Genomic DNA, 25,872 nt, shown 5'->3' with positions numbered 1-25,872 from the left:
GGTAAGAATAGTGACGAAGATCGTTGGTCTCTGCTTCTTCAAAAATGAATAGCTTTCTCCTACTCCAGATAGACTAGAGGGCGGAGCGCCGGGGGGGCGTGGCAACGCCGGGCTCACGCTCTCGCGAGGGCCCCTCGTCGCGGCGAACGGCCGCGGGTGGTCCATCTATAATGCCCTCATGGACTCCACCGGTTCTCCCCTCCCAGGAACAAGCTTCGCGGCTTCGGCCGGCACGCCGTATGCCGCCGAGGCGGCGGCCGAGATCTACCGCGCCGGGGGCAACGCCGCGGACGCCGCCGTGGCCGCCGCGGCGGCGGTCGGGTTACGGAGCCCCTCATGAGCAGCATCGGGGCGGGGGTTCGCCCTCGTCAGGCCCCCGGGCGGGGCGGCGCGGAGCTTGTCGACTACTACGACTGCATGCCCGGCAAGGGCCTCCCGGCCTCCGCCTTCGGCGCCGGGGCAGCCCGACGACCATGATCCTGAAGTACGGCGCGGGCGTGAAGTCCATCGTGGGGGCCGCCTCGTGCGCCGTCCCCGGCTCCTTGCGCGGCTGGGAGACCCTGCTCTCGCGCCACGGCAAGCTGGGCCTGCGCGAGACGCTCGCCCCGGCCGTCCGGCTCGCCCGGGAGGGCTTCCTCCTGTGCAAGACGAGCGGCATGTGGTTCGAGGTCGCCGCCGAGGTCCTCGAGCTGACCGAGGAGACGCGCAAGAACTTCTACACCGGAGACCGCGTCTACGTCACCGGCGAGGAGGTGCGCTTCCCGGAGCTCGCCGACACCCTGGAGGCCGTCGGGGAGGCCGGGGCCGACCTCCTCTACGAAGGGGAGCTCGCGCGGCGCCTCTCCTCGTACATCCTGGGGATGGGCGGGATCATCACCGAGGAGGACCTCGCGACGTACGAGGCGGTGGTCCGCGAGCCCCTCTCCTTCGCCTACCACGGGAGGACCGGGTACACGAACGGCCCCCCGTCGGCCGGCGGCGCGACGCTCGCCCAGATTCTGCGCGTCGTCTCCGCCTACGACCTCGCGAACCTCCCGGAGGCCGAGCACGCGCTGGCGCTCTCCGGCGCCATGAAGTACGCCCTCGAGGACCGCGACCGGGCCTACACCGAACTCGCCGAGAACGCCCGCGTCGCCGAGAAGCTCACGGGCGAGGAGTACGCCGAATCGCAGCGGGCGCGGATCTTCGGCGCGGCCGGCTCCGCCTTCGGCCACCCGTACACGACCCACCTCTCCTGCGTCGACGAGTCCGGCCTCGCCGTCTCCATCACCGCCAGCATGGGCTACGGCTCCGGCATCGTGATCCCCGGGACCGGCATCCCGATGGGGAACACTTTAGGCGAGCCCGAGCTCAACCCCAAGGGCTTCCACGCCCTCAGGCCGGGGGAGCGTCTGATCTCCAGCATGAGCCCGACGATCTTCTCGGACGGGGAGGGGACGTGACCTCGCTCGGCTCCCCCGGCGCCTCGCGCATCCCGACGGCTATCGCCCAGGCCCTCATAAACGTGGTGGACTTCGGCATGCCGCTGAGGGGCGCCGTCCTCGCCCCCGCCTCCACGCCGAGGGCGACCTCTTCGCCTACGAGGCCGGCGCGAGAAAGCCCGACCTCTCCCTCTACGAGCGCGTCCTGAGCTACGACGAGCCGTCGATGTTCTTCGGCGCGGTCAACGCCGTCCGGCGCACGGGCGAGGGCCTGTTCGAAGCCGCCGCCGATCCCCGCCGCTCGGGCGGTGTCGCCTTTGCTTAGGGGCCAGGCCCCCCGCCGTCCCGTCGGCATCCTCGGCGTCCCGATGGACCTCGGCCAGGACCGCCGCGGCGTAGACATGGGGCCCTCCGCGCTGCGCTACGCGCGCCTCGCCGGCGTCCTGGAGGACCTCGGCTACCCCGTCGCCGACCTCGGCAACGTCGAGACCCCGATACCCGAGACGGTGGAGGAGGCGAGCGGCACGAAGCACGTCGGGGCGGTGCGCGCCGTCTGCGAGAGGGTCGCCCTGCGCGCGCGGGACATGGTCTCCGGCGGGCTCTTCCCGATCTTCCTCGGCGGGGACCACTCCATCTCCATAGGCACCGTCTCCGGGGTGGCGGGGGCCGCCCGGGAGGCCGGAGGGGGGCGCACGGGCGTCCTGTGGGTCGACGCCCACTCGGACTTCAACACCCCCGAGACCAGCCCCTCGGGGAACGTGCACGGCATGCCCCTCGCGGCCCTCACCGGCCGCGGACACCCCGACCTCGTCCGCATCGGCGGGGAGGGGGCGAGCATCAACCCCGAGGATACGGCGCTCGTGGGCTTGCGCTCCGTGGACGCCGAGGAGCGTCAGCTTCTCGAGGAGGCCGGGGTCAACGTCTACACGATGAAGGAGATCGACGCCTACGGGGCGGCCACCGTGATCCGGCGCGCCCTCGAGGACCTCTCGCACCTCGACCGCGTCCATCTCTCCCTCGACCTCGACGTCGTGGACCCGGACGTGGCCCCGGGCGTCGGCACCCCCGTGAGGGGCGGCCTGACCTACCGCGAGGCCCACCTCATGATGGAGCTCGCCAACGAGTCCGGCGTCGTGACCTCCCTGGACGTCGTCGAGGTGAACCCTATCCTCGACGTTCGGAACGGAACCGCGGAGCTTGCCGTAGAGCTCGTCGGCAGCCTGATGGGCCGCCAGATCATCAACTTCCCGCGCTGAGGAAGCAGCCCGTGTTGGCGCGGGCGACGTTCTCCTAGCGGTAGCAGCCCCCGGCGCCCTCGACGGGGAACTCTCTCGGGCAGCCGCCGTCCGGCATGACCGGCACGGGGCCGTCCTGAGGCCCTCCCGCGTCTAGAAGCTCCCCGCCGCTCGTGGAGAGGCCGCAGTCCTGGACCTCGTAGGTGTACTCGGCCCCCTCGGAGACGATGCCGATGCGGTAGGTGCCGGGGCCGGGGTCGTAGGTGGCGGTCGTCTGGTAGGACTGGAGGCCCCCGCCGCCTCCGTCCGTGGAGCTGGCCAGGATAGGGTCGTCGTTCTCGTCGAGCGGGGCGTAGACCGTGGAGCCGCTCGTCGAGTCGCCCTCGACGGTCTCCAGGACCCTGAAGGTCTGGCCCGTGATCTGGAAGGGCTCGCTCTCCTGCGTCCCGCGCCCGTTGATCCTGGTCACCGGCGCGCAATCCTCGCCGCCTTCCTGGGCGATCGCGGACGTTCCCGCCGTCCCCCAGGCGACCCGAAGAACCGCCGCGCACGCAACCAGCAGCAAGAGGGCCAGGAGCCTCCGCCTCGAATCCCCCAACACCGAACCACTCCCCCCAACGGCTCCGTCGCTCACGAGAACTGCCACTCGGGAGCCCCGGCTCCGAGCCCTACGGGCGGTTCGCGGTGCTGCAAGATGCAGAAGCGGAAGCCCGGCGCGGTTCTTTTCCTGCGCCGGGCTTCCGCTTCTCTCGTCCTTCTGCTTGTTTTAACGGGCGAAGCAGGCGCCGTCCTTGTCGACGGGGAACTCGTCGGGGCAGCCGCCGCTCGGGAGGGGGGGCACGGGGCCGTCCTCGGGGCCGCCGGACTGCATCAGCGGGGTCGTGTCGTACTGCGTCGTCTCGTACTGGGTCGTCCCGCCGCTGGAGGTGTTCTCGTACTGGGTCGTCTCGTACTGCGTCGTGCCAGAGGTATCGTCCTGGCTCGTGGTCCGGTCGAAGTCCGTGGAGCCGGTCGTGCCGAGCGAGTCCTCCTGGGCGTAGGCGGAGCCCAGCCCGAGGAAGCCCTCGCCGTCGTCGATCAGCGCCACGGTCAGCCGGGCCGAGAGCCCGCCCAGCGCGATCAGCGCCACCACGGCTAAGGTTATGGTCAGGTTGTTGCGTATCATCAGGATCCCCCCTGGTTGTCGCATGGCGCGGTCATGCTACAACGGCGGGGGGCGAAAATCTACGGAGTCGTGATCGACGGTTCACGACTCCGGCGACGAGTCTGCGGCCTCGTTCGGGTCCGATCCCCGGTCAGCCGCCGACGTGGATCGCGGGCCGGCGGTCCGGGTCCTTCTCGGCCTCCCTCAGGACCTCGCGCGTTACGGGGGCGGTGTCGCCCTCGCCGAAGAGGAGGTACCGGATCAGGTACACGATCGGGTTGCCCTCCGTCCAGCCGAAGTAGCAGTGCGACTTCTTGCCCGTCGTCTCCTGGAGGTGCAGCAGGAGGGCGGCGATGGCGTTCGGCACCGTCGAGCTCTGGCAGCGAAGGACCTCGTACCTGCCGATCTCGACCCCCTCGACCTCCAGCACGTCCGTGAACTCGGAGGCGTCCTCCACCTCCACCTCGAGGAAGAGGATGCGGTCCTTCGCGGGAATGTGGTTGTCCTCGCGCTGCTCCCTCTCCTTGCGGGCGTACTCCTCCTCCTTTCCCGTGCGGCGCCGGTGGGCGACGAGGTGGATCTCGCCGCGCTCGGCGGCCTCGTCTATGAAGCGCTGGGCGGTCTCGTCGACCTCGACGCGCTCGGTCCTGAGCTCCGTGGAGCGCTGCACCCGCGAGATCAGGGAGGTCAGCACGATCGCGCCGATAAAGAACGAGGCGATGACGAGCCCGTCCGGACGCTGTACCGCGTTGGCCACGAGGGCGTAGACGAACACCGCGAGGACGACCCCGAAAGCGAGCGACGCCTTCCTCAAACCCCGGCGCCAGGTGGTGAGCGTGACCGCGAAGGCGGCCGAGGTCATCATCGCCAGGATGCCGGTCGCGTAGGCGCCGCTCTGCGCGTCCACGCTGGCCTGGAAGTAGACGGTTATGACGAGGGCGACGAAGGTGTAGACCAGGACCAGCGGCCTCAAGGCCCGCGTCCAGTCCGGCGCCATGCCGTAGCGGGGCAGGTAGCGAGGCACGATGTTCAGGAGCCCGGCCATCGCCGACGCCCCCGCGAACCAGAGGATGGAGATCGTGCTGAGGTCGTAGGCGGTACCGAACACCTCCCCGAGGTACTGGTGGGCGACAAAGGACATCGCGCGGTCGCTGGCGCTCCCGTCCGGCCCGAACTCCGACGGCGGTATCAACAGGGTCGTGACCAGGCTGGTGGTTATGAGGAAGAAGCTCATGATGAGGGCGGCGACGGCGAGCATCTTGCGCGTGTTGTGGATGCGGCCCATCGGCTTCTCGGGATCGTCCCCCTCGTCGCCGCGCACGAGCGGCATCATGCCCACGCCCGTCTCGAAGCCCGAGAGGCCGAGGGCCAGGCGCGGAAAGACCAGAAACGCTATGCCTATGACCGCCAGAGGGTTGCCACCGGAGATGTCGAATACCCTGCCCCGCCAGTCGGCGATGGTGTTCGGGTTCGTCGCTATCTCGTAGAAGCCGTACCCGACCACGACGAGGTTCAGCAGCAGGAAGGCGACGACCAGGAGCACCGCGAGCCATATGGCCTCCCCGAACCCCCTGAGGAAGACCGCCCCGAGCGCCGCCAGCAGCACCAGGGTGATGATGACCTCCCTGCCGTGCAGAAACGCCGGGGCAAGCGGGTTCTCGACGATGTGGGCCGTCGCGTCCGCCGCCGAGAGCGTTATCGTCACGAGCCACGCCGTCGCCACGAAGCCGAGCAGGCAGAGCACGAAGATCTTGCCCTTCCAGAACGAGAGCAGGTTCTCCAGCATCGCTATGGACCCCTGCCCGTGGGGGCTGGCCTCCGAGACCCGCCTGTACATCGGCAGCATCCCGAAGAGCGTGAGCAGCACTATAAGCAGGGTAGCGACGGGGGAGAGCGCCCCCGCCGCGACGATGGCGATGCCGGGGATGTAACCGAGCGTCGAGAAGTAGTCCACGCCGGTCAGGCAGACCACCTGCCACCACGTGTGCTGGTCCCTCCCCTCCTTGACCTGCGGCCCCTCGACCCCCTCGACGCGCTGCTCCAGCAGCCAGCGCCCCAGAGAGCTCTTCGGGCGCTTCTGCCGGTTCGACAGCGAGGCCACGGCTAGACGGTCCCTTGCTTTATGCCTGCCTGCGGAGCATGGCGCCCGGTTGCAGAGCCCTCCCCGCGCGGCGAGACCGCTTCGGAGCCGTCCGAAACACAAACCAACCGGTGCATACCTCGTCCCCTTCTATGGCGCCTGCGAGGTTAGCTGTCGGGTTCGGGACGAAAGGACACTCCCTACGCCGGCCGGGCGGAGCCCCTCCGGCGACTCACCCCTAGGCCACGAGGCCTCGGTTCCTGGTTCCCCCGCTCCCCGATGCCACCCGGGGATTCGGCGCTATGGCCGTCGCTAGGGTGCGGTATACACCCGGCCCCTAGCGCCTGTCAAATTCGTAGCTATGTCGCGGGAGCCCCGCACCGTCGGCGGGGACGGCGGGCTACGCCTATCCCCTCCAGAAGGCCGGGGTCAGGAGGACGAGCACCGTGAAGAGCTCCAGGCGGCCGAGCAGCATGAAGAAGGTCAGGAGCGCCTTCGCGGAGCCGGGCAGGGCGGCGTAGAAGGCGGGGTCCCCGGCCGGGCCCAGGGCCGTGCCCGTGATGTTCAGGCAGGCGAAGACGGAGCCGAAGGCCGCCCCTACGGGCACGCCGTGCAGCGCGACCAGCAGCGTTCCAAAGATCAGGAGGGCCACGTACACGAAGAAGAAACCCAGAAAGGCCCCCCGCATACGCTCCGGGATCACGCGGTTGCCGAGCTTGAGCGGGGTGACGGCCTGGGGATGTAGGATGCGGAACACCTCCTGCCACGCGTGGCGCGCCAGGAGGACGGCCCGGATCACCTTCAGCCCTCCGCCCGTCGAGCCGGCGCACGGCCCTATCGCCATGAGCAGCATAAGGAAAATCTGGGCGAACGGCCCCCAAGAGGACCACGCCGCGGTGCTGAAGGCCGTCCCCGTGGCGAGGCTCGCGCTCTGAAAGGACGCCTCCCGGAACGCGGTCAGCGGGGAGCCGCCGGCGTCCGAGGCGTAGAGGATCGCCGTCAGCAGCACCGTGCTCCCGGCCACTATGCTCAGGTACGTCAGAAACTCGCGGTTGCCGAGGGCGTGCCCCGTCCTCCCGCGGGCGGCGTAGAAGTAGAGGGCGAAGTTCACCCCGAGAGCAGCATCCCCCCGATAACGGCCAGCTCTATCGCCCAGGAGTCGAAGGCCGCGATGGAGTCCGAGCGCGTGGAGAACCCGCCGGTGGAGACCGTCGCGAGGGCGTGGTTGACGGCGTCGAAGGGGCCCATCCCCGCGAGGAGGAGCGCGACGATGCCCCGAGCGTGAGGGAGCCGTAGATGTAGGCGAGGATCTTGGCCGTCTCCCTTATGCGCGGCGTTATCCTCTCCGGCATCGGGCTCGCGACCTCTGCCGAGTAGAGCTGGGTCGCGCCGAAGCCCACGAGCGGGGCGACGGCCACGAAGAGCACCACGATCCCTATCCCCCCGGCCCACTGCGTCAGGCTCCGCCAGAGCAGCAGCGACGGGGCGACCTCCTCCGGCGCCGTGAGCGTCGAGGACCCGGTCGTCGTGAACCCGGCCATGGACTCGAAGAAGGCGTTCACCGGCCCCATGAGCCCGGAGAGGACGAACGGCACCGCCCCGATCGCCCCGACCCCCAGCCACCCGAGGACGACGATCAGGAACACGTCGCGCCCCGAGACGTAGCTGTCCGGGGAACGCGTCCCCAGAAACACGGCCGACGCGACGGCGAGCGTCACGAGCGCCGGGAGCCCGAACGAGACCACGTTGCCGTCCCCGACCGCGAGCGAGTAGGCCGCCGGGAGGAACATCGCGGCGCCACCGGCGGCGCACACGGCCGCGAGCGCGTTCAAGACTATCCTAGGGTGCAAAGACGCGCTCTACCTTGTCCACCGCGGCCCCGACGGTGAAGACCACGACGTTGTCCCCGGGCCGCAGCGTGTCCTCGCCGCTGGGGATGATGACCTCCTCGCCCCTCAGCACCGCGCCGACGATGGCGCCCCTCGGAAACCCCGCCTCCGCCAGCGGGCGGCCGGAGACGCGGCCCCGCTCCGGGACCCGAAGCTCTATCATCTGGGCCCCGCTCTCCAGAAGGGTGACGGCCGAGATCTCCCCCGCCGCACGAACCTAAGGATGGCCCCGGCGGCGAGCAACCGGGGGAGACGGTGATGTCGACGCCAAGGGCCTCCGCGAGGGGGCGAACTCGCCGCGGCTTATCCCCGCGACGGTGAGCTTCGCCCCGAGCTGGCGGGCGTACATCGCCGCCAGGAGGTTCGCGCGGTCGTCACCGGTGACGGCGACGAAGGCGTCCGTCCGGTCGACCCGCTCCTGGAGCAGGAAGTCCCGCGAGATCCCCTCGTCGTGGAGCACGAGGCCCCGCGCGAGCTGCACGGCCGCGTACCTGGCCCGCGTCTCGTCCTGCTCCACGACCTTGACGGCCACGCCGCTCTTCTCGAGCGCCAGGGCGAGCCGCAGCCCGATGCGTCCTCCGCCGAAGATCATCACCTCGCGCACCGGCTGCGTGTCCGTGGCGATCGCCCGGACGATCCCGGAGATGCGCCGCTTCTCGCCGATGAGGAAGACCCGGTCGCGGGCCTCCAGGACCGTGTCTCCCCGGGGGACGAGCGCCTCCCCGTGCCTCACGATCCCGACGACGAGGCTGCGCTCGGGGAGCTCCAGGTCCTGCACCCGGACCCCCACCGCCGGAGCATCTCCCTTCAGGATCACCTCCGCGACCGTGATGCGCCCGTTCGCGAAGGACTCCGCGTTGACGGCGCCGGGGAGCGCGAGGGCACCCATGATCTCCTCCGTCGCCATCTGCTCGGTGTGGATGACGAAGTCGATCCCGAGCACCTCCTGGGTGAAGGGCTCGCGCGGGTCGTAGTAGTCCTCGTTGTGGATGCGCGCCACGGTGCGCAGCGCCCCCTGGGCCTTGGCCGCGAGGCACGCGATGATGTTCGCCTCGTCCGAGGTGGTCGCCGCGACGAGCAGGTCGGCGTTCTTGACCCCGGCCTCCCGCAGCACCCTGGGGCTCGCCCCGTTCCCCTGCATCACGAGGGCGTCGAGCCCCTCGGTCGCCCTCTCCGCCAGGGCCTCGTCCCGCTCCACGACCACGACGTCGTGCCCCCGGCCGAGAGGACCCGAGCAGCGTTGAACCCGACCTCCCCGGCTCCGACGATCACGATCCGCACGCCACCGCCCTCTCCAGTTCTTTACGGTGAGCAGAGTAAGCGGAGTATAACGTCCCGAACCGACGTCCCGGAGCACGGGAGCCACCACGACGCGGCGGGGGGTGCCCGAAGGCACCCCCCGCCGTTCCGGTGCGGATGTCGTCGCTTCCGGGCTAGCGCAGGTTGTACGCGCCCAGTGCCAGGATGATCAACACGGCGAGCGTGAAGAGGCCGAGAACTAGAAACAGGGTTCTGTTCGACCCCTGCCGCGGGGCGGGGCGGCGTCGGTAGCTCTTTTCGAGACGCCTGCGCGCCGCCCGGTTGCGCGGTACCCGCCGGTTGTAACCCATGATCCTTACCCCTTTCCGAGCGCCTCCGCGACGAGCTCGGCCACCTCGGAGGGGTTCGTCGCCGCGCGGATGCCGGCGGCCCTCAGGGCCTCGCTCTTGGCCTGCGCCGTGGTGTCGCCGCCCGAGACGATCGCGCCCGCGTGGCCCATCGTCTTGCCCTCGGGGGCCGTGAAGCCCGCGATGTACGCGACGACGGGGGTCTTCATCTCGCTCTGGATAAACTCCGCGGCGAGCTGCTCGGCGTTGCCGCCGATCTCCCCGATCATCACGGCGCATTCGGTCTCCGGGTCGGCCTCGAACTTCTTGAGGATCTCGATAAAGTCCGTCCCGATGATCGGGTCGCCCCGATGCCGACGGCCGTGGACTGGCCGATCCCGCGCTGGGTGAGCTCGTTGACGATCTGGTACGTCAGCGTCCCGCTGCGGCTGACGACGCCGACGTTGCCGGGAGGAAGATGTCCTGCGGCATGATCGAGACGTTGGACTTGCCCGGCGAGATGACGCCGGGGCAGTTCGGCCCGATAAGCGTCGCGTCGAGCATGCGCATGTAGTCGGAGACCTTGAGCATGTCGTGGACCGGCACGCCCTCGGTGATGCAGCAGACCGTCCTCATCCCGGCGTCCAGGGATTCGAAGATGGCGTCCGCCGAGAACGACGCGGGGACAAAGATCACGCTGGTGTTCGCCCGGTCTCGCGCACCGCCTCGTCGACGGTGTCGAAGACGGGCACCCCTCGAAGTCCTGCCCGCCCTTGCCGGGGTGACGCCGGCGACGACGGCCGTGTTGCCCTGGAGCATCCTCCCGGTGTGGAAGCCGCCCTCCCGGCCCGTGATGCCCTGCACCAGGAGCCGCGTGTCGTTGTCTACGAGTATCGCCATGTGTGGCTCGTCCCCCTACTCTAGCCGCGACCTAGCTCGACGGCCCTCTTAGCCGCCTCGAGCATGGTCTCCTCGGTGTGCACGTTGGGTGGGGTGTTCTCCGCGAGGATGCGGCGCCCCTCCTCGGCGTTCGTCCCGTCGAGGCGCACCACGATGGGCAGCTCGATCTTCGAACGCTCGATCGCCGTCATCAGGCCGCGCGCGACCTCATCGCCCCTCGTGATGCCGCCGAAGATGTTGAACAGGACGCTCTTGACCTCCGGGTTGGAGGTGACGATGTCGAGCGCCGCAGAGATCTTCTCGGCGTCCGCGCCGCCCCCGACGTCCAGGAAGTTGGCGGGCGTGCCGCCGGCCTGGGCGACGACGTCGAGCGTGCTCATAACGAGCCCCGCGCCGTTGCCGAGGATGCCGACGTCCCCGTCGAGCTTGACGTACTGGAGGCCCGCCTCCTGCGCCCGCTGCTCCTGCGGGTCGGCCGCCTCGACGTCGTGCAGGTCGGCTATCTCCTTGTGCCGGTAGAGGCTTGAGTTATCCACCGTCACCTTGGCGTCGAGCGCGAGGACGCGCCCGTCTTCGGTGGCGACGAGCGGGTTGATCTCGACGAGGCTCGCGTCCGCCCCGGTGAACGCCTCGTACAGGTTGCCGAGGACCTTGCCGACGCCCTTGGCAACGTCGCCGCTCAGGCTGGCGGAGAAGCGGAGCTCGCGCGCCTGGTAGGGGAGGAGCCCCACGAGCGGGTCCACGTGCAGCCGCACGATCGACTCCGGGCTCTTCTCGGCGACCTCCTCGATGTCCACGCCGCCCTCGGTCGAGAACAGGATCAGGGGCTTCTTCGCCGTACGATCCACGGTGATCGAGAGGTACATCTCGCTCGCGATCGCCGCACCCGCCTCCACAAGCACGCGCCGGACCGTGTGCCCCCTGATGTCCATCCCGAGAATCTGCTCGGCCGCGTCTCTGGCCTCGTCCGGGCTCTTCACCACCTTGATGCCGCCCGCCTTGCCGCGCCCGCCGGTCAGGACCTGAGCCTTGACCGCCACGGTGCCGCCGAGCTTCTCGGCCGCGTCGCGCGCCTCGTCCGGCGTCGTGGCGACGATGCCCTCAAGCGTTTCTATGCCGTACTGCCGCAGCAGTTCCTTGCCTTGATGCTCGTAGAGATCCAAGATCAACTCCCAGCGAAACCCGCCATAACGCCCGGCATTATACAGGGGGTCAGGGCCGGTTTTTGCCCCTGCCCCGACCGCAAAACGTCCTTGCCTTTCCCCGAAACCGCGGATACGGTCTCGGGAAGTTTGGGCTGCCACGCCCGGCTGCACGGGAGAATCGGAGGTGTCTTGTGGGGATCTTGCGCTGGGCGTTCGCCGGGTTGGTCGCGCTGCTAGTCGGCCTAGGCTTCGCCGTGCTTACGGGGAGCGTGCTCCTGGCCGCCGTCCCCGCGGCGGGGGCGCTCCTCATCGCCGCCTACCTCTCGTGGGAGGGACGCCCGCTCCATCAGGCCACGCGCGAGATAGGCCGGCGTAGCCCCCGCCGGAGGCGGGCTACGCCGCGCCCTTCGGCGGTACCGCCGAAGGCGACGCGGACTCCGGAGGCGACGGCGGCGGAGCTTCCGGCGGAGACGGGGGCGGCGGGGGCTGACGCAGCTTCGCGCCTCGGGCGCGGGGGGGTGGTTCCTCGGCCCGGCCCCCGAGGTGATCCGACTCAGCCCTCCGTGGGGCCGGGGCGTTCCCTGGAGTAGCGCTGGTGCAGCTCCACGGGGCGGCTCTCGTCCCTTCTCTGCCGGCGGCGCCGGCGGACCCTGAGGTTCAGGAGCTCGACGAGGACGGCGAAGCCCATCGCGAAGTAGATGTAGCCCTTCGGGACGTGCTGGCCGAAGCCTTCCAGGAGGAGGGAGAAGCCGATGAGGAGGAGGAAGCTCAGGGCGAGCATCTTCACCGTCGGGTGGCGGCTGACGAAGCCGCTGACGGCCTCGGCCGAGACCAGCATCACCCCGATGGACACCACGACCGCCGCGATCATGACGGAGACCTGATCCACCATCCCGACGGCGGTGATCACCGAGTCGAGCGAGAAGACCATGTCGAGGATGACGATCTGGATCAGGACGCTCCCGAACGTCGCCTTCACCCGCGCGGAACTGTGTCCCTCCTCGCCTTCGAGGTTCTCGTGGATCTCGTAGGTGCTCTTGCCGAGCAGGAAGAGGCCGCCGAGGATCAGGATCAGGTCCCGCCCCGAGATCTCTTGCCCGAGTAGCGTGAAGAGCGGCGCGGTCAGCCCGATTACCCAGCTCAGGGACAGGAGCAGGAGGACCCGCATGACCAGCGCGAGCCCCAGCCCCAGCCGCCGGGCGAGCGCCTGCCTCTCCTGGGGCAGCTTGTCTACCAGGATCGAGATGAAGATCACGTTGTCTATCCCCAGCACGATCTCCAGCGCCAGCAGCGTCAGGAATGCGATCCAGATCTCCGGGCTCAGCAACAGGTCCATGGGCGCCATCTCCTCCTTCTCCGGCCGCCGATCTCTGGCTTCCCGGCGTCGTTCGATCGAAATCCATCGTTTGCGGGCGAGTCTTACCCGCCGGGCGTCGAGACTTTATCCCAGGAAATTCCGGATCGCTGCGGCGGTGCGCTCCTGCGAGGGCGCCCGGATGCCTCCGGCTCCGGAAGGCGCGTTCCGATCGTGTGGCCTATACTCCGCGTGTTTTGGGAGTCGGGACAGCGATAAACGTCGCCGCCGTGCTGATCGGTGGCGGTATCGGCACCCTCGTCGGCGCCCAGCTCCCCGAGAGGATGCGGCAGACGGCCATGCAGGCGATAGGCATCGTCACGCTCCTCATCGGCATCCAGAGCTTCGTGCAGTTCGACAACCCCCTCGTGCCGCTGGTCGCCGCGATCTCGGGCCTCGTCGTGGGGGAGCTTCTGGATATCGACGGCGCCCTCAAGCGCTTCGGCGACGGGTTGGAGCGGCGCTTCTCGAAGGGGGAGAGCCCCGTGAGCCGGGCCTTCGTGACGACCAGCCTGCTCTTCTGCGTGGGCCCCCTGACGATCCTCGGCAGCCTGGAGGACGGTCTCTCCGGAGATTACAGCCTGCTCGCCCTCAAGAGCGCGCTCGACTTCGTCGCCGCGCTCTCCTTCGCCTCGGTGCTCGGGTGGGGGGTGCTGCTCTCGGCGGGCACCGTGCTCGTCGTGCAGGGGACGCTAACGCTCTCGGCCGGTCTCCTGGAAGGGCTGGTCACCGAGCCGATGATCGCGGCCACCACCGCCACGGGGGGCGTCCTCATCCTGGGCCTCGGCCTGATGCTGCTGGAGCTCAAGGAGGTGCGGGTCGCGAACATGCTCCCCGCCCTGCTCGTCGCCCCGCTGCTCGTCGCCGCGGCCCCTCTCTGGCCGTTCTGATGGTCCTTGCGCTGCGCACTCGGGTATAGTTCACGTCGTTCGAAGACACGCGAGCAGGAGGAGCACGAATGTCCGAGGAAGCGAAGAGATCCGGCAACTGGGAGGGCAGCCCGCTACAGATGGGGAGCGGCCTCGACCCTTGGGGGATCACGGAGATCGTGCTGCAGTTCGACACCGGCGACAACGAGACCTTGAAGCCGCGCATACGCGACCGGTTCGGCTCCTACGAGCTCAGCCAGGCGGCCACGTACCTGGACTCCATCTCCAGCCAACTAGACTTGCAGAGCCGGTAGAGGGGAAGGTTTCATGCACGGAATAATCAGGCAGCGCCAGATAAACAACCAGAACTCGTCCGTGTTCAGGCTGAATCAGATCGTGGTCCGCTACGGCGACGGCCGGACCTTGACCTTCGTCCCCGAGGCCGGCCGCGAGAACTTCAGCGAGGACGACATGCACGAGCTGGTCAAGGTGCTCCAGCGCGCCTCCTCCGTCGCCGAGTGGGCCGAGGTCTCCGAGAACCCCAACATCAAGGGCTACTAGTGCGGGGCCGGCGACCGACCCCTAGCGGCCCGGGGGATCGTCGTCGTCGGTGTAGCGGGTGTAGCCGTCGTAGTAGTCCTCGTCCAGCGTGACCTCCTCGCCCGCGAGCTCGCGGCGCCTCAGATCCCACAAGACCTGCAGGTCGTGGTCGAGGCGCACGAGGGTCTGGTGGTCCTCCTCCGTCGCGTGGTGCGTCCCCTCGCGCGCAACGAGGTCCTCCCGGTACCTGGAGAGCTCCTGGATCCTCTGCATCACGCCCTTCGCCATCTGCCTCTCCTCGGGTCGTTCGTAACGTCTCTGCGACGCAGTGTATAGCCGAACGGGCGCCGAGGGGCCGGTGTGCCCCTCGGCGATAGACTAGAATTCGAGGTGAGAGAGAGGAGAGGCTTGCTCGAAAAGATAGAGCACCTCGGCTACGCGGTCGAGAATCTCGAAGCGGCGGCCAGGTTCTACGAGGAACGCTTCGGCGTCGAGGTCGGTGAGCCCGAGGAGGTCGCCGAGCAGGGCATCAGGGCGATGATGTTCCGGGTGGGCGAGTCCAAGATCGAGCTTCTGGAGCCGACCCGCGAGGACTCCCCGGTCGGGAAGTTTCTCGGCAAGCGCGGCCCGGGGTTCCACCACGTCGCCTTCGAGGTCGAGGACATCACGTCCGCCCTGCGGGAGCTCAAAGATAGCGGCGTCGAGCTTATAGACGAGGAGCCGCGGGTTGGGGCCGGGGGGACCAGGATGGCTTTCGTCCACCCGCGCGAGGCATTCGGGGTCCTCACAGAGCTCGTCGAGCGACCGAACGGCAAGCGGTAGGGGAGGGGCAGCAGAGGTGGACACCGAGAAGCGCCAGGGCCGGGACGAAGCACGCCGCACGGAGTCCGGGATCGAGGTGAAGCCGGTCTACGGCCCCCAGGACTTCGACTCCTCCGACTACGGGGAGAAGCTCGGAGATCCCGGCGAGTACCCCTACACCCGCGGCGTCTACCCCTCGATGTACCGGGGCCGCCCTTGGACCATGCGCCAGTACGCCGGCTTCGGGACCGCGAAAGAAACGAACAAGCGCTTCAAGTACCTCACCGAGCAGGGCCAGACCGGCCTCTCCGTCGCCTTCGACCTCCCGACGCAGATGGGCCGCGACTCGGACCACCCGCTGGCCCTCGGCGAGGTCGGCAAGGTCGGGGTCGCCATCGACTCCCTCCTCGACATGCGGGAGCTCTTCGACGGCATCCCGCTCAAGGACGTCTCGACCTCGATGACGATCAACGCGACCGCCTCGACCCTGCTCCTCCTCTACGGCCTCGTCGCCGAGGAGCAGGGGGCGGAGGCCAGGAGCGTCACCGGCACGACGCAGAACGACATCCTCAAAGAGTACCTCGCGCGCGGGACGTACATCTACCCGCCCGAGCCGTCGATGAGGATCACCACGGACATGTTCGCCTACTGCGCCCGCGAGTTCCCGCGCTGGAACACCATCTCCATCTCCGGCTACCACATCCGCGAGGCCGGCTCGACGGCCGTGCAGGAGCTCGCCTTCACCCTCTCCAACGCCATCGCCTACGTCGTGGCGGCCACGAGGGCGGGCCTGGAGGTAGAAGAGTTCGCCCCGCGCCTCTCGTTCTTCTTCAACGCCCACAACGACCTCTTCCAGGAGGTCGCCAAGTACCGGGCCGCAAGGAGGATGTGGGCCAGGATCATGAAGGAGCGCTTCGGCGCGACGGACGAGAAGAGCCTCAAGCTGCGCTTCCACACCCAGACCGCGGGCTCCTCCTTGACCGCCCAGCAGGCCGAGAACAACATCGTGCGCACGACCGTGCAGGCGCTCTCCGCCATCCTCGGCGGCACGCAGAGCCTGCACACCAACGCCTTCGACGAGGCGCTCGCCCTGCCGACGGAGAAGAGCGCGCGGATCGCCTTGAGGACCCAGCAGATCCTGGCGAGCGAGGGCGGCCTCACCGACACCTCCGACCCCCTGGCGGGCTCCTTCTACGTCGAGTCCCTGACCGACGCCGTCGAGGAGGAGGCCTGGGGCTACATAAAGCAGATCGACGAGATGGGCGGCTCGGTGAAGGCGATCGAGGAGCGCTACATGCAGCGCGAGATCGAGGAGGCCGCCTACCGCTACCAGCGCGAGGTGGAGAAGGAGGAGCGCGTCATCGTCGGCGTGAACCGCTACGAGACGGACGACGACCCGGAGATGGACCTCCACACCGCCGACGAGACGATCCAGGAGCAGCAGACCGAGCGCCTCAGGGAGCTGAAGGAGACCCGCGACTCTTCGGCCGTCGAATCCGCCCTCGCCGACCTCAAGGGGGCCGCCGAGGGCACCGACAACCTCCTCTACCCGATGAAGGAGGCCCTCGCCAGCCTCGCCACCCTGGGCGAGGTCTCCGATACCCTGCGCGAGGTGTACGGCCAGTACCGCCCCTGAAGAACGCAACGCCCGCCGGTGGTCACTCTGATTACTTTCTGCGGTAGACGGGGATGATAGGGTCTGTCGTTGAATAAAGCTTGTCCGCGTTCGTGCCGATAATAGGTTAGGTGCGCGAGCGCCGCGACAAGGGCAAACCCGTCGCGAGACGGGGACGCAAAGCTTACGGGCCTCCGAGGGGAGGCGGCCGGGCTACCGAACAGCAAGCTGGGGAGGATCTCCCGTAGGAGGCGGCATGTCATCTACGCAACGCATCTTTCTCTCCCTGGGCGTCACGTTCGCGGTGATCCTGGGATACCTGGTCTTTCAGAGCTCGGTCCAGGAGGTCGAGACGCAGCCCAGGCAGGGGGGACCGCCGGTTACGCCCACCTTCAAGGAAGGCAAGGGGCGCGAGTTCGCCTCCGATAAGATCATCGTCCAGATCGAAGAAGACGCCACCCAGGCGGACCTCGAGACCATCAACCGCAGAAACGACGCCCGCACCGAGGACGACCTCCCGCGCAGCGACGTGAGCGTCGTGGACCTGCCGCAGGACCTGCCGGTCGAGGAGGCCATCGAGCGCTACGAGGCTTCCCCGGACGTGGAGTACGCCGAGCCGGACTTCCTGCTGAAGCCGGCACAGACGCCCCCGCCGGATGACCCGGACTACCCCAGGCTCTACGGCCTCAACAACACCGGCCAGAGCGGCGGCTCCAGCGACGCCGACATCGACGCCTCGGAGGCGTGGGGCACGACGACGGGCGATCCAAGCGTCGTGGTGGCCGTCATCGACGAGGGCGTGGACACGGACCACCAGGATCTCAGGGACAACATATGGGTCAACCCCGGCGAGTCGGGCTCCGGTAGGGAGACCAACGGGATCGACGACGACCGCAACGGCTACGTAGACGACGTCAACGGCTGGGACTTCGCCAACAACGACAACAGCGTCTACGACCCGGACCCGATAAGCGGCGCGGGGGACGAGCACGGCACCCACGTCGCCGGCACCATCGCCGCGCGGGCAACAACTCCCTCGGGGTCACCGGGGTCAACTGGCAGGCCAGGGTCATGCCGCTCAAGTTTCTCGGCACGAACGGGGGCTATACCTCGGATGCCGTCGAGGCGATCAACTACGCGGTAGCCAGGGGCGTCAAGATCAGCAACAACTCCTGGGGCGGGGGCGGCTTCTCGCAGGCCCTCTCCGACGCCATAAGCCGGGCCGACGCCCAGGGGCATCTGTTCCTGGCGGCTGCCGGCAACGGCGGCTCTGACGGGATCGGGGACGACAACGACGCAGCACCCCACTACCCGTCGAACTACGACATCCCGAACGTCGTGTCGGTAGCCGCTACAGACGACGGGGACGCACTGGCCTCCTTCTCCAACTACGGGGATTCCTCCGTGGACCTCGCGGCCCCTGGTGTCCGCATATTGAGCACCCTGCCCGGTAACTCCTACGGTGCCTACAGCGGGACCTCGATGGCTACCCCTCATGTCGCGGGCGTAGCGGCATTGCTGAAGGCGAAGAATCCCTCTTTCGACGATGCTCAGATGAAGGCCCAGCTGGTGCAATCCGTCGATACCAAGGGCAATCTAACGGGTAAGGTGGCGACCGGCGGACGGGTGAACTCGGCGCGAGCGCTCGGAACCAACCCGCCCCCCCAGGATACTACCGCGCCGGAGACGAGCATCTCCTCCGGACCCTCCGGTACCACGAAGAGCACCTCGGCAAGCTTCGGATTCGCCGCCTCCGAACCGGTGTCGAGGTTCGAGTGTAGCCTCGACGGTGCGGCGTTCGCCGCCTGCGCCTCCCCCACGGCCTACAGCGGTCTGACGAGTAAGGCGCACAGCTTCAGGGTTCGGGCAGTGGATCGGGCTGGCAACGTGGACGCGACGCCTGCCGTCCGGAACTGGACCGTCGATACGGTCCTGCCAACTGCTACCTCGCCGTCCCCCGCCCCGAGTGCCAGCACGCGCGACCGCACCCCGCTGATACAGGTAGTGGTGCGGGATACGCAGACGAACTTACAGAAGGCCAACTTGCAACTCTACCTCGACGGTGCGCGCGTAACGACCTTCACCTACGACGCCGCTGCCGACGTGCTGCGGTACACCCCGCCCACAAACAGGGCTTACGGTACCCACACGGTGAGGGTAGTCGCCACCGACGCCGCGGGGAACGTCGGAAACAAGCAATGGAGCTTCAAGATCGTACGCTAAACGTCTCTGGCGCACGGTTGGGAGACGCACGGGTAGGGGGCCGGAACACCCATTCCGGCCCCCTACCCGTGTCGAATCAGCCGTCGGTGCGAATAGGGGCTTGTGGTAGTATTTGCCCGGTACCGTGGGGCCGTTTCGGCCCGTCTTCAGATCTTTCGTTGTGTTGGGGTGAAGACCCCAGAGGAGGTTGCAAACGTGGTCGACTGGTTCCGTAGACGCGACAGCAAGAACGGTTCATCGCGGGCGGAGCCGGCTGCCCGGGAAGAGGACGTCTCCGTGGCCCCGGAGGGCGAGACGGCAGAGCATCTGATCGACCGTACGCCGCCGGCTCCCGAGCCCGCCGACGGGTTCTCGGAGGCCGGCATACGCGAGGCGCTGAGGGACGTGAGGGACCCCGAGATCGGGCGCGACGTCGTCTCCCTCAACATGGTCCGGGGCGTGGAGATCCAGGGCTCCGCCGTCACCGTGGGGATCGCGCTGACGACCGCCGGCTGCCCGATGAAGGCCCGGATCACCGGGGACGTCCGCGACCGCCTGATGGAGATCGAGGGCGTCGAGAGCGTCGAGGTGGACTTCGGCGTGATGACCGACGCCGACCGGCAGAACCTCATGACCTCGCTGCACGGCGGCCCCTCCGAGCTCGCCCCCGCCTTCAAGGACGAGTCGAAGACCCGCATCATCGCCGTCGTCTCGGGTAAGGGCGGCGTCGGTAAGAGCACCGTGGCGGTCAACCTCGCGGCGGCGCTGGACCGGGCCGGGCACTCCGTCGAGATCCTCGACGCCGACGTGCACGGCTCCTCCATCCCGGTGATGCTCGGCGCGACCGAGAAGCCGAACGTTGTGGGCGGCGTTATCTTCCCGATCGAGTCGGCCTCGGGGCTGAAGTTCATCTCGATGGGCAACTTCGTGAACGAGGGGCAGGCCATAATCTGGCGCGCCCCGATCGTGAACAAGGCCCTCACCCAGCTTATGCGCGACGTGTACTGGGACGAGCCGGACTTCATCATCGTGGACATGCCCCCCGGCACCGGCGACGTCGCCCTCACGGTCGCCCAGATGATCCCGAAGGCCGAGGCCCTCGTCGTCACGACGCCGCAGGCCGACGCCGCCCGCGTCGCCGTGAAGGCGGGCAAGATGGCCGTGCAGGCCCACCTCAAGGTCGCGGGCGTCGTCGAGAACATGTCCTACGCCGAGTGCCCGTGCTGCGGCGAGCAGCTCAAGATCTTCGGCGGCGACGGCGGGGACCGCGTCGCGGGCGAGCTCGACGCCAAGGTCATGGGGTGCATCCCCATCCTCCCGGACGCCTCCGGCGAGCCCGGCCACGCCCTCTTCCCCGAGGCCTCGGCCCCGGCGCGCGCCTTCGACGAGATCGCCCGGGGCATCGCCCAGAAGAAGGTCCGCAGGCGCATCAAGGTCCTGTAGCCGACAGCTCGCGGCCGTCAACGGAGCGCCCCCGCCTCGTGAGGCGGGGGCGCTCCGTTTTGCCCTAGCGCCGCGATGTCCCGGGCCAGTCCCTGGGGCGCGTGGGGCCCGAGGGCCAGCCGGGTGGGGGCTGGTTGTGTGGCGGGAGGGCGACGAGGCGACCGCCGCTCCAGCCCGCCGCCTTCGAGCGGAGCATCTCGGCGACGAGCGGCTCTACAAAGGTCTCGGGCTCCGTACCGAAGCCGTGGCGGGCGTAGTCCTGGAACCAGGGGCAGCGGAGCAGGTAGGGGGAGACCTCGTCTTCGTCTTGTCCGCCGTGGATCATGAGCGCGTAGCCGAAGATTCTCTTGCAGGCGTGCCAGTACGACCTCTCGGGCTCCTCCAGCCACTTCTCGTAGCGGCGACGGCCGGCATCTATCGCGGCCGGTAGGTCCGTTATCTCCGCCCCGTGGCCGGAGAAGGTCCGGCGCGCCCGCAGCGTCGAGAGCCGGTCGAGGCTCTCGAGCGCCCTGTGCGCCGCCCCGACGCCCTCCCGGAACGGGTTGAGCCACGCGACATCGTCGCCGTGGACGGCGTCGCCGAGGAGCAGGGTCGCCTCCTCCGGCGCGTAGAGGGAGACGTGCCCCAGGGTGTGGCCCGGCGTCTCGATGACCTGGAGGACCACCGGGCCCGCGTCGAGCTCGTGGCCGTCGGAGAGGGGGCGTTCGACGCGGTAGGGCTCGATGGGCTGGTCGAGCCACTCCACGCCGCAGGCCTCCCGATCTCGCCGGTTCACCAGCTCGGCCTCCCAGCGGTGGGCCGCTACGGGGACGCCGTGGTCGCGCTGCAGGCCCGAGTTGCCGCCCGCGTGGTCGCAGTGGTAGTGCGAGTTGACGACGAGTGAGAGCGACTCGGGCGGCGTGCCCGCCCGCTTCAGCAGATCCTCCGTCTCCGGAAGATCGCTCCCGTAGCCCGAATCCAGGAGGATCGGGTACTCGCCCCGGACGAGGACCATGTTCGCGCTCGGGTAGGGGCGCTGGAAGAAGACGAAGGGGTCAGCGGGCAAGGCGTACCCTGCCGGGAAACCCGGCGAAGCTCGCCCGCAGCACGTTCTTGCCGTCGCCGTTGACGAAGGCCGCGTCGCACTCGACGCGCCGCCTCTCCTCGTCCTTGGCGGTGACGGTGACGGTGCAGGAGATCGTGTCGCCCACGAAGACGGGCGCCAGGTACTCGAAGCTCATCTCCGTCGCCAGAAAGCCGAGGAGCCCGCCGATGTGCGTCAGCATGCTCCCGGTGAGGAGGCCGGGGATGGTGAGCTGACCGTACGGGCTCTCCCGGGCGAACTCGGCGTCCTGGTGGTACGGGTTGTAGTCCCCCGTGACGCCGCAGAACATCGCGACGTCCCCGTCCGTGAACGTCCGCCGGAACCGATAGGTCTGGCCGACGCTCATCTCCCCGAGCGCCTCGCGTAGCTGCCGCTTGAACTCCGGCGTTGCCCCCATCAAGCCCCCCTTTGCGTCGGATCTCTCACGCAGCATAGCGCGCGCCCCGACCACGGACGAGCGCCCCGCTGCTCCCAGCGGGGCGCTCGTCCGGCCTGGGTCGGCTCTAGCGATCGGAGCGGTGGCTACCGCACGGGGCTAGCCGAGCAGCCCGAGCCCCTTCACCGCGTCGCGCTCCTCCTTGAGCTCGTTCACCGTGATGTCGAGCTTCGACTGCGCGAAGTCGCCGACCTCGAGTCCCTCGACCACCTCGTAGCTCCCGCCCTGGGTGCGCACCGGGAAGGACGAGACGAGGCCCTCTTCGACGCCGTACTGGCCGCTCGAAGGGACCGCCATCGAGCGCAGGCCGTCGGCGCCGAGGGCCCAGTCGCGCATGTGGTCGATCGCCGCGTTCGCCGCGGAGGCCGCCGAAGACGCGCCGCGCGCCTCGATGATCGCGGCGCCCCGCTTGCCGACCGCGGGCATGTACTCGTTCTCGTACCAGTCCATGTCGACCTGGTTGACGGCACGCTCGCCCCTCACCTTCGCGTTGAAGAGGTCGGGGAACATCGAGGGGGAGTGGTTGCCCCACACGACGAGGTCCTGGATGTCCTCGACGCCCACGCCGAGCTTCTGGGCGAGCATCGAGACCGCGCGGTTCTCGTCGAGGCGGGTCATCGCGGTGAAGCGCTCGCGCGGCACGTCGGGGGCGTTGTTCATGGCGATCAGGGCGTTCGTGTTCGCCGGGTTGCCGACGACCAGGACCCGCACGTCGTCGGCCGCGCCGGCGTTGATGGCCTGGCCCTGCGGCCCGAAGATCGCGCCGTTCGCCTCCAGGAGGTCGGCGCGCTCCATCCCCTTCTGGCGCGGCCGGGCCCCGATGAGCATGGCGACGTTGGAGCCGTCGAAGGCCTCGTTCGCGTCGGCCGTGATGTCGATGGAGTCGAGCAGCGGGAAGGCGCAGTCGTGGAGCTCCATAGCCGTCCCCTCGGCGGCCTTGAGCGCCGGCTCGATCTCCAAGAGCTTCAGCTTGATCTTCTCGTCGGGCCCGAGCAGCTGGCCCGACGCTATACGAAACAGGATCGCGTAGCCGATCGCGCCCGCCGCGCCGGTAACCGTTACGGTCTTTGTCATCAGCTTATCTCTCCTCTTGTTAGCTTTTACGGATCAATGATAGAGGACCCCGCATGCCTCTGCCGCCGCCCCCTCGCAGTAAAATACCCCTGACGATGCGTCCACAAGCGAGGAGAGTTTTGGAAGTAACCCAGGCAATAGAGACGCGCCGCAGCGTCGGGCGCGTCAAGCAGGACCCCATCCCCAGGGAGGTCGTCGAGGGGATCCTGGAGAGCGCCGTCCACGCCCCGAACCACAGGATGACCGAGCCGTGGCGCTTCCACGTCTTTGTCGGGAAGGGACGGGGAGAGTTCGCCCGCGCCCGCGCGGAGTGCGCGCGCCTGATGGCCGAGGCCGAGGGCGAGGAGGAAGAGACGATCTCCGGCCGCCTGAGCCGCGAGCGCAAGAAGGCGTTCAGAGCTCCCGTGGTCATCGCGGTGGTCTCCAAGGGGGGCCGCGACGAGGTCGAGACGCTCGAGAACTACGCCGCCTGCTCGGCCGCCGTCCAGAACATGCAGCTCGCCGCGCACGCTGCCGGGCTCGCGACGATCTGGCGCACCGGCCCCATCGCCTACCACCCCTACATGCGCGGCTTCCTGGGGCTGGAGGGCGAGGATCAGGTCGTGGCCTTCGTTTACCTCGGCTACGGGGACGTGGAAGAGAGGCCCCGTAGGCGCGAGCCGGCCACCAGCAGGACGGTCTGGCACGAGGGGTAGGGGAGTGGCGGCAACCTCGGACGGGTAGGTTCGTATACGAGAGAGAAAGCTACCCCAAGGAGAGAACGTGGGAACTCTGCTCAGACGCCTCGCAATAATGGCCGCGCCAATACTGTGGCGCAAGATCCAGCAGCGCCGCCGCAGGGGACGCCGCTAGCCGCGCCCTACGCGTCTCCCAGGGAGACGCCCTCGAAGCCCCCGTCCTTCCCCTGGATGCGAACGAGGAAATCCTTCGGTTCGTGGTAGAGGATGACGGGGGCTCCGCGCTCCTCCGCCTCCGTCAGCACCTCGATGCGGTTCTTGCGGGCCGCCTCGGGGTCCGTGTCGACGCCGCTGATGAGGTCGGGGTTCAGCCAGATCTTCGCGGGGGCGAGGTCCGCCGTGTAGAGCGCGGCCTCGTCCCCGGATTCGATCCACACGATCTGGTGCCCCTCCGCGTGCCCGCTCCTGACCTCGACGCGCACCCCCTCGACGATCTCGCTCGGGCCTTCTAGAAGCTCGAACCAGCCCTCGTAGACGCCGTTCTCTACCGGCGAGACGGCGAGACGCCTGCCGTCCTTCTCCGGCATCTTGCGCGCCTCCTCCAACGCGGCTTCCTGCGCGTAGACCGTGGCGTTCGGGAAGCTGTTCGAGTTCAGCGCCCAGCCGACGTGGTCGGGGTCGAGGTGGGAGAGGACGAGGTGCGTAACGTCCCCGGGATCGTACCCGGCCTCCTCGAGGTCCTCCACGAGGCCCCTCTCGCGCCGGATCTCGTAGCGCCCCACGAGCATCTCGGGCAGCTCCGGACCGAAGCCCGCGTCCAGCAGGACCAGGGCGTCGCCGGACCGGACGAGCACGGGGTGCATGCCGCCCTTGATCTTGGCCCGCTTCGCGTCGGGGCCGAAGAGGTTGCCGGCGTCGGTGACGAAGATTCCGTCGTCGAGCACCCGAACCTCGATCTCTCCCACCTTCAAGGTCTCCCTGGCCATCGCCTTCCTCTCGTAGGGGAGCCGCCAGCATACAAGCCCGGGCCGAGCCGGGCCCGCCGCCCGGCCGTCGGGTCAGGAGCGGACCGCCTCCCTTATGGCTCGGGCGAGCATGCGGGGGTGCTTGAGGAGCGCGTAGGTAGGAGCGTCGCCGGTGAACGCCTCGACGAGGGCGCGGCGCGCGGCCGGGTCCTTCTCGCAGGCGGCGAACAGGGGCTCCATCGTTTGCAGGTTCGGCACCAGGTTGGTGAGGGCGTAGCCCGAGATGTGCTCCTTTGCCCGCTTCTGCCGGAGCTGGGTGGCGTAGCCCTTGAGGACCGAGGCCGAGTAGTCGCCCCGCGCGCGGGCCTCGTGGGCCCAGGAGGCGGCGAGGCGTCCCGACTCGATCGCGTACCCGACCCCCTCGCCGCTGATCGGGTGGATCATGCTCGCCGCGTCCCCGACGGTCATGAGGCCCTGCGTGTGGCGCTTCGCGCCCCACATCCCCATCTTCAGCGACCAGCTCTTCGCGGGCCCCTCCGGCTCCGCGTCCCCCAGCCACGCCGCTATCTCCGGCTCCTCCAGGAACCGGTCGTAGAAGTCCTTGAGGTTGCGCCCGGACCGCGCCAGCGTCTTCGTCGACACGCCCGCCCCGACGTTCGCCCGGCCGTCCCCGAAGTAGAAGACCCAGCCGTATCCCGCCCCGTGCTCGTTCATGTCCCTGGTTATAAAGACGTGCAGGTCTTCCTTGTTCGGGCCGGAGACCCCCTTGAAGTACTGCCGCCGGGCCACGGAGTTCTGGTGAGCCTTCATCCCCTCGCCCGCGAACCCCCCGATCCCGTCCGCGGCCACGACCAGCGGCGCCCCGAACCTCGAGGGTTCACCCCCGTCCCCGACCGCGACCGCCTCGACCCCGGTCACGCTGCCGGACGAAGACCGCAGAAGCTCCGTCGCCCGAACCCCGGTGCGAAGCTCTGCGCCGGCCTCCGTGGCGCGCTCGACGAGGCGGGCGTCCGTCTCCTCCCTGGGGATGACGTAGCCGTGCGGGCCGTGGAAGGTGGGGGGGACCTTCTGGCGGAGGTACGCGGTCTGCGTGTAGATGGAGAACCCGGAGAACTTGCCGTGGCCCGGCTCGTCGAGCCACTCGCCGAGGCCCATCAGCGCCACCTCTCCCGCCGCGTGCGGCATGAGGCCGTCGCCGCAGGGCTTGTCCCTCGGGAACTCCTGGCGGTCGAGGAGCAGGACGTTCAGCCCCGCCCGCGCCGAGTGGTAAGCCGTCGAGGCGCCCCCCGGCCCGGCCCCCACCACGATAAGGTCCCAGCTCGCCGTCATCCGACCACCGCCTCTCCAAACAGTCGATAAACGGGCCGCAAGGCCGACCCTCCGCGCCATTATACTTTCGCCCCGAAACCGTA

31 protein-coding genes, 1 pseudogene and 2 riboswitches are annotated in these 25,872 nt (G+C 68.8%); of the genes and pseudogenes, 14 read left to right on the top strand and 18 right to left on the bottom strand.

What is annotated here, in order from left to right; all coding sequences use genetic code 11:
• Nucleotides 1–178: 178 nt before the first annotated feature.
• The 5 genes from GBA65_RS23130 (at nucleotide 179) to rocF (ending at nucleotide 2,677) form a co-directional block, all read left to right on the top strand.
• On the top strand, nucleotides 179–340 hold the full coding sequence (locus tag GBA65_RS23130; protein WP_207955715.1) for a hypothetical protein: 162 nt from the start codon (nucleotides 179–181) through the stop codon (nucleotides 338–340).
• Nucleotides 337–477 (top strand): hypothetical protein, encoded by a 141-nt coding sequence (locus tag GBA65_RS11905; protein WP_166396738.1) that lies wholly within the window; start codon nucleotides 337–339, stop codon nucleotides 475–477. The genes GBA65_RS23130 and GBA65_RS11905 overlap by 4 nt, the downstream gene beginning before the upstream one ends.
• Entirely contained in the window at nucleotides 474–1,442 is a 969-nt protein-coding gene (locus tag GBA65_RS11900; protein WP_166396737.1) for a gamma-glutamyltransferase, read from the top strand. Before GBA65_RS11905 ends, GBA65_RS11900 begins: the two co-directional genes overlap by 4 nt.
• Nucleotides 1,439–1,630: a gamma-glutamyltransferase gene (locus tag GBA65_RS25840; RefSeq protein WP_166396736.1), complete on the top strand. Its 192-nt coding sequence runs from the start codon at nucleotides 1,439–1,441 to the stop codon at nucleotides 1,628–1,630. Before GBA65_RS11900 ends, GBA65_RS25840 begins: the two co-directional genes overlap by 4 nt.
• Before the next feature lie 159 nt (nucleotides 1,631–1,789).
• Nucleotides 1,790–2,677, top strand: a complete 888-nt coding sequence (gene rocF / locus GBA65_RS11890) for an arginase (protein ID WP_166398481.1) — start codon at nucleotides 1,790–1,792, stop codon at nucleotides 2,675–2,677.
• Nucleotides 2,678–2,711: 34 nt separating this feature from the next.
• Here rocF and GBA65_RS11885 read toward each other — a convergent pair whose 3' ends face one another.
• The 11 genes from GBA65_RS11885 to sucC all read right to left on the bottom strand — a co-directional run bounded on the left by GBA65_RS11885 (nucleotide 2,712) and on the right by sucC (nucleotide 11,418).
• Nucleotides 2,712–3,257 carry a hypothetical protein gene (locus tag GBA65_RS11885; protein ID WP_166396735.1) on the bottom strand — a complete coding sequence of 182 codons (546 nt, stop codon included), beginning with the start codon at nucleotides 3,255–3,257 and terminating at the stop codon, nucleotides 2,712–2,714.
• A 165-nt stretch (nucleotides 3,258–3,422) separates the two neighbouring features.
• On the bottom strand, nucleotides 3,423–3,821 hold the full coding sequence (locus tag GBA65_RS11880; protein WP_166396734.1) for a hypothetical protein: 399 nt from the start codon (nucleotides 3,819–3,821) through the stop codon (nucleotides 3,423–3,425).
• A 130-nt stretch (nucleotides 3,822–3,951) separates the two neighbouring features.
• Nucleotides 3,952–5,901, bottom strand: coding sequence for an amino acid permease (locus GBA65_RS11875; RefSeq protein ID WP_166396733.1), 1,950 nt, complete (start codon nucleotides 5,899–5,901; stop codon nucleotides 3,952–3,954).
• Nucleotides 5,902–6,021: 120 nt separating this feature from the next.
• Nucleotides 6,022–6,190, bottom strand: a riboswitch (cyclic di-AMP (ydaO/yuaA leader).
• 96 nt (nucleotides 6,191–6,286) lie between these two features.
• Nucleotides 6,287–6,991: a potassium transporter TrkG gene (locus tag GBA65_RS11870; RefSeq protein ID WP_166396732.1), complete on the bottom strand. Its 705-nt coding sequence runs from the start codon at nucleotides 6,989–6,991 to the stop codon at nucleotides 6,287–6,289.
• 34 nt (nucleotides 6,992–7,025) lie between these two features.
• Nucleotides 7,026–7,730: a potassium transporter TrkG gene (locus GBA65_RS11865; RefSeq protein ID WP_166396731.1), complete on the bottom strand. Its 705-nt coding sequence runs from the start codon at nucleotides 7,728–7,730 to the stop codon at nucleotides 7,026–7,028.
• Entirely contained in the window at nucleotides 7,720–7,932 is a 213-nt protein-coding gene (locus tag GBA65_RS11860) for a TrkA C-terminal domain-containing protein (protein ID WP_166396730.1), read from the bottom strand. Before GBA65_RS11860 ends, GBA65_RS11865 begins: the two co-directional genes overlap by 11 nt.
• Nucleotides 7,933–7,986: 54 nt before the next feature.
• The gene (gene trkA / locus GBA65_RS11855) at nucleotides 7,987–8,973 is read right to left on the bottom strand and encodes a Trk system potassium transporter TrkA (protein ID WP_166396729.1); all 987 of its coding nucleotides are present in this window, start codon (nucleotides 8,971–8,973) and stop codon (nucleotides 7,987–7,989) included.
• Between the two features lie 229 nt (nucleotides 8,974–9,202).
• The gene (locus GBA65_RS11850) at nucleotides 9,203–9,379 is read right to left on the bottom strand and encodes a hypothetical protein (protein WP_166396728.1); all 177 of its coding nucleotides are present in this window, start codon (nucleotides 9,377–9,379) and stop codon (nucleotides 9,203–9,205) included.
• Nucleotides 9,380–9,384: 5 nt separating this feature from the next.
• On the bottom strand, nucleotides 9,385–9,690 hold the full coding sequence (locus tag GBA65_RS24365; protein WP_266096588.1) for a hypothetical protein: 306 nt from the start codon (nucleotides 9,688–9,690) through the stop codon (nucleotides 9,385–9,387).
• Nucleotides 9,691–9,787: 97 nt separating this feature from the next.
• Complete coding sequence (locus GBA65_RS24360) at nucleotides 9,788–10,255, bottom strand: hypothetical protein (RefSeq protein ID WP_228281276.1); 468 nt, start codon at nucleotides 10,253–10,255, stop codon at nucleotides 9,788–9,790.
• A 20-nt stretch (nucleotides 10,256–10,275) separates the two neighbouring features.
• Entirely contained in the window at nucleotides 10,276–11,418 is a 1,143-nt protein-coding gene (gene sucC, locus GBA65_RS11840; protein ID WP_166396727.1) for an ADP-forming succinate--CoA ligase subunit beta, read from the bottom strand.
• Between the two features lie 173 nt (nucleotides 11,419–11,591).
• Between sucC and GBA65_RS11835 the strand changes: the two genes are divergently transcribed.
• Nucleotides 11,592–11,990, top strand: coding sequence for a hypothetical protein (locus GBA65_RS11835; RefSeq protein WP_166396726.1), 399 nt, complete (start codon nucleotides 11,592–11,594; stop codon nucleotides 11,988–11,990).
• On the opposite strand, the gene GBA65_RS11830 is transcribed toward GBA65_RS11835, so the two are convergent.
• Nucleotides 11,954–12,736 (bottom strand): TerC family protein, encoded by a 783-nt coding sequence (locus GBA65_RS11830; protein ID WP_166398480.1) that lies wholly within the window; start codon nucleotides 12,734–12,736, stop codon nucleotides 11,954–11,956. The two genes, GBA65_RS11835 and GBA65_RS11830, sit on opposite strands and share 37 nt — an antisense overlap.
• A 215-nt stretch (nucleotides 12,737–12,951) precedes the next feature.
• On the opposite strand from GBA65_RS11830, the gene GBA65_RS11825 reads away from it, so the two are divergent.
• The 3 genes from GBA65_RS11825 to GBA65_RS11815 all read left to right on the top strand — a co-directional run bounded on the left by GBA65_RS11825 (nucleotide 12,952) and on the right by GBA65_RS11815 (nucleotide 14,184).
• Nucleotides 12,952–13,644 carry a DUF554 domain-containing protein gene (locus GBA65_RS11825; protein ID WP_228281271.1) on the top strand — a complete coding sequence of 231 codons (693 nt, stop codon included), beginning with the start codon at nucleotides 12,952–12,954 and terminating at the stop codon, nucleotides 13,642–13,644.
• Nucleotides 13,645–13,712: 68 nt separating this feature from the next.
• Complete coding sequence (locus GBA65_RS11820) at nucleotides 13,713–13,937, top strand: hypothetical protein (protein WP_166396724.1); 225 nt, start codon at nucleotides 13,713–13,715, stop codon at nucleotides 13,935–13,937.
• Nucleotides 13,938–13,950: 13 nt separating this feature from the next.
• Nucleotides 13,951–14,184, top strand: coding sequence for a hypothetical protein (locus tag GBA65_RS11815; RefSeq protein WP_166396723.1), 234 nt, complete (start codon nucleotides 13,951–13,953; stop codon nucleotides 14,182–14,184).
• A 21-nt stretch (nucleotides 14,185–14,205) separates the two neighbouring features.
• Here GBA65_RS11815 and GBA65_RS11810 read toward each other — a convergent pair whose 3' ends face one another.
• Entirely contained in the window at nucleotides 14,206–14,451 is a 246-nt protein-coding gene (locus GBA65_RS11810) for a DUF2630 family protein (RefSeq protein WP_166396722.1), read from the bottom strand.
• 120 nt (nucleotides 14,452–14,571) lie between these two features.
• Between GBA65_RS11810 and mce the strand changes: the two genes are divergently transcribed.
• From mce to GBA65_RS11785, 4 genes and pseudogenes are all read left to right on the top strand, one after another.
• Nucleotides 14,572–14,985, top strand: coding sequence for a methylmalonyl-CoA epimerase (mce, locus tag GBA65_RS11805; protein ID WP_166396721.1), 414 nt, complete (start codon nucleotides 14,572–14,574; stop codon nucleotides 14,983–14,985).
• A gap of 16 nt (nucleotides 14,986–15,001) precedes the next feature.
• Nucleotides 15,002–16,600: an acyl-CoA mutase large subunit family protein gene (locus GBA65_RS11800; RefSeq protein WP_166396720.1), complete on the top strand. Its 1,599-nt coding sequence runs from the start codon at nucleotides 15,002–15,004 to the stop codon at nucleotides 16,598–16,600.
• A gap of 121 nt (nucleotides 16,601–16,721) precedes the next feature.
• Nucleotides 16,722–16,800, top strand: a riboswitch (cyclic di-GMP riboswitch).
• A gap of 35 nt (nucleotides 16,801–16,835) precedes the next feature.
• Nucleotides 16,836–18,802, top strand: a pseudogene (locus GBA65_RS26455) (S8 family peptidase).
• A gap of 195 nt (nucleotides 18,803–18,997) precedes the next feature.
• Nucleotides 18,998–20,224, top strand: a complete 1,227-nt coding sequence (locus GBA65_RS11785; RefSeq protein ID WP_166396718.1) for an Mrp/NBP35 family ATP-binding protein — start codon at nucleotides 18,998–19,000, stop codon at nucleotides 20,222–20,224.
• Between the two features lie 64 nt (nucleotides 20,225–20,288).
• Here GBA65_RS11785 and GBA65_RS11780 read toward each other — a convergent pair whose 3' ends face one another.
• The 3 genes from GBA65_RS11780 to GBA65_RS11770 all read right to left on the bottom strand — a co-directional run bounded on the left by GBA65_RS11780 (nucleotide 20,289) and on the right by GBA65_RS11770 (nucleotide 22,818).
• Entirely contained in the window at nucleotides 20,289–21,269 is a 981-nt protein-coding gene (locus GBA65_RS11780) for an MBL fold metallo-hydrolase (protein ID WP_228281269.1), read from the bottom strand.
• Nucleotides 21,259–21,705, bottom strand: a complete 447-nt coding sequence (locus GBA65_RS11775) for a MaoC family dehydratase (RefSeq protein WP_228281966.1) — start codon at nucleotides 21,703–21,705, stop codon at nucleotides 21,259–21,261. Before GBA65_RS11775 ends, GBA65_RS11780 begins: the two co-directional genes overlap by 11 nt.
• A gap of 138 nt (nucleotides 21,706–21,843) precedes the next feature.
• Nucleotides 21,844–22,818 (bottom strand): malate dehydrogenase, encoded by a 975-nt coding sequence (locus GBA65_RS11770; protein ID WP_166396716.1) that lies wholly within the window; start codon nucleotides 22,816–22,818, stop codon nucleotides 21,844–21,846.
• Between the two features lie 119 nt (nucleotides 22,819–22,937).
• Between GBA65_RS11770 and GBA65_RS11765 the strand changes: the two genes are divergently transcribed.
• Nucleotides 22,938–23,513, top strand: a complete 576-nt coding sequence (locus GBA65_RS11765; protein ID WP_166396715.1) for a nitroreductase family protein — start codon at nucleotides 22,938–22,940, stop codon at nucleotides 23,511–23,513.
• A 164-nt stretch (nucleotides 23,514–23,677) separates the two neighbouring features.
• On the opposite strand, the gene GBA65_RS11760 is transcribed toward GBA65_RS11765, so the two are convergent.
• On the bottom strand, nucleotides 23,678–24,481 hold the full coding sequence (locus GBA65_RS11760) for an MBL fold metallo-hydrolase (protein ID WP_166396714.1): 804 nt from the start codon (nucleotides 24,479–24,481) through the stop codon (nucleotides 23,678–23,680).
• A gap of 72 nt (nucleotides 24,482–24,553) precedes the next feature.
• Nucleotides 24,554–25,789, bottom strand: coding sequence for a geranylgeranyl reductase family protein (locus GBA65_RS11755; protein WP_166396713.1), 1,236 nt, complete (start codon nucleotides 25,787–25,789; stop codon nucleotides 24,554–24,556).
• Nucleotides 25,790–25,872: the final 83 nt, after the last annotated feature.

The organism is Rubrobacter marinus (assembly GCF_011492965.1).
Classification (GTDB): domain Bacteria; phylum Actinomycetota; class Rubrobacteria; order Rubrobacterales; family Rubrobacteraceae; genus Rubrobacter_F; species Rubrobacter_F marinus.
Note: the sequence above shows the minus strand (reverse complement) of the source record. Positions and strands in the feature narration are given on the sequence as shown.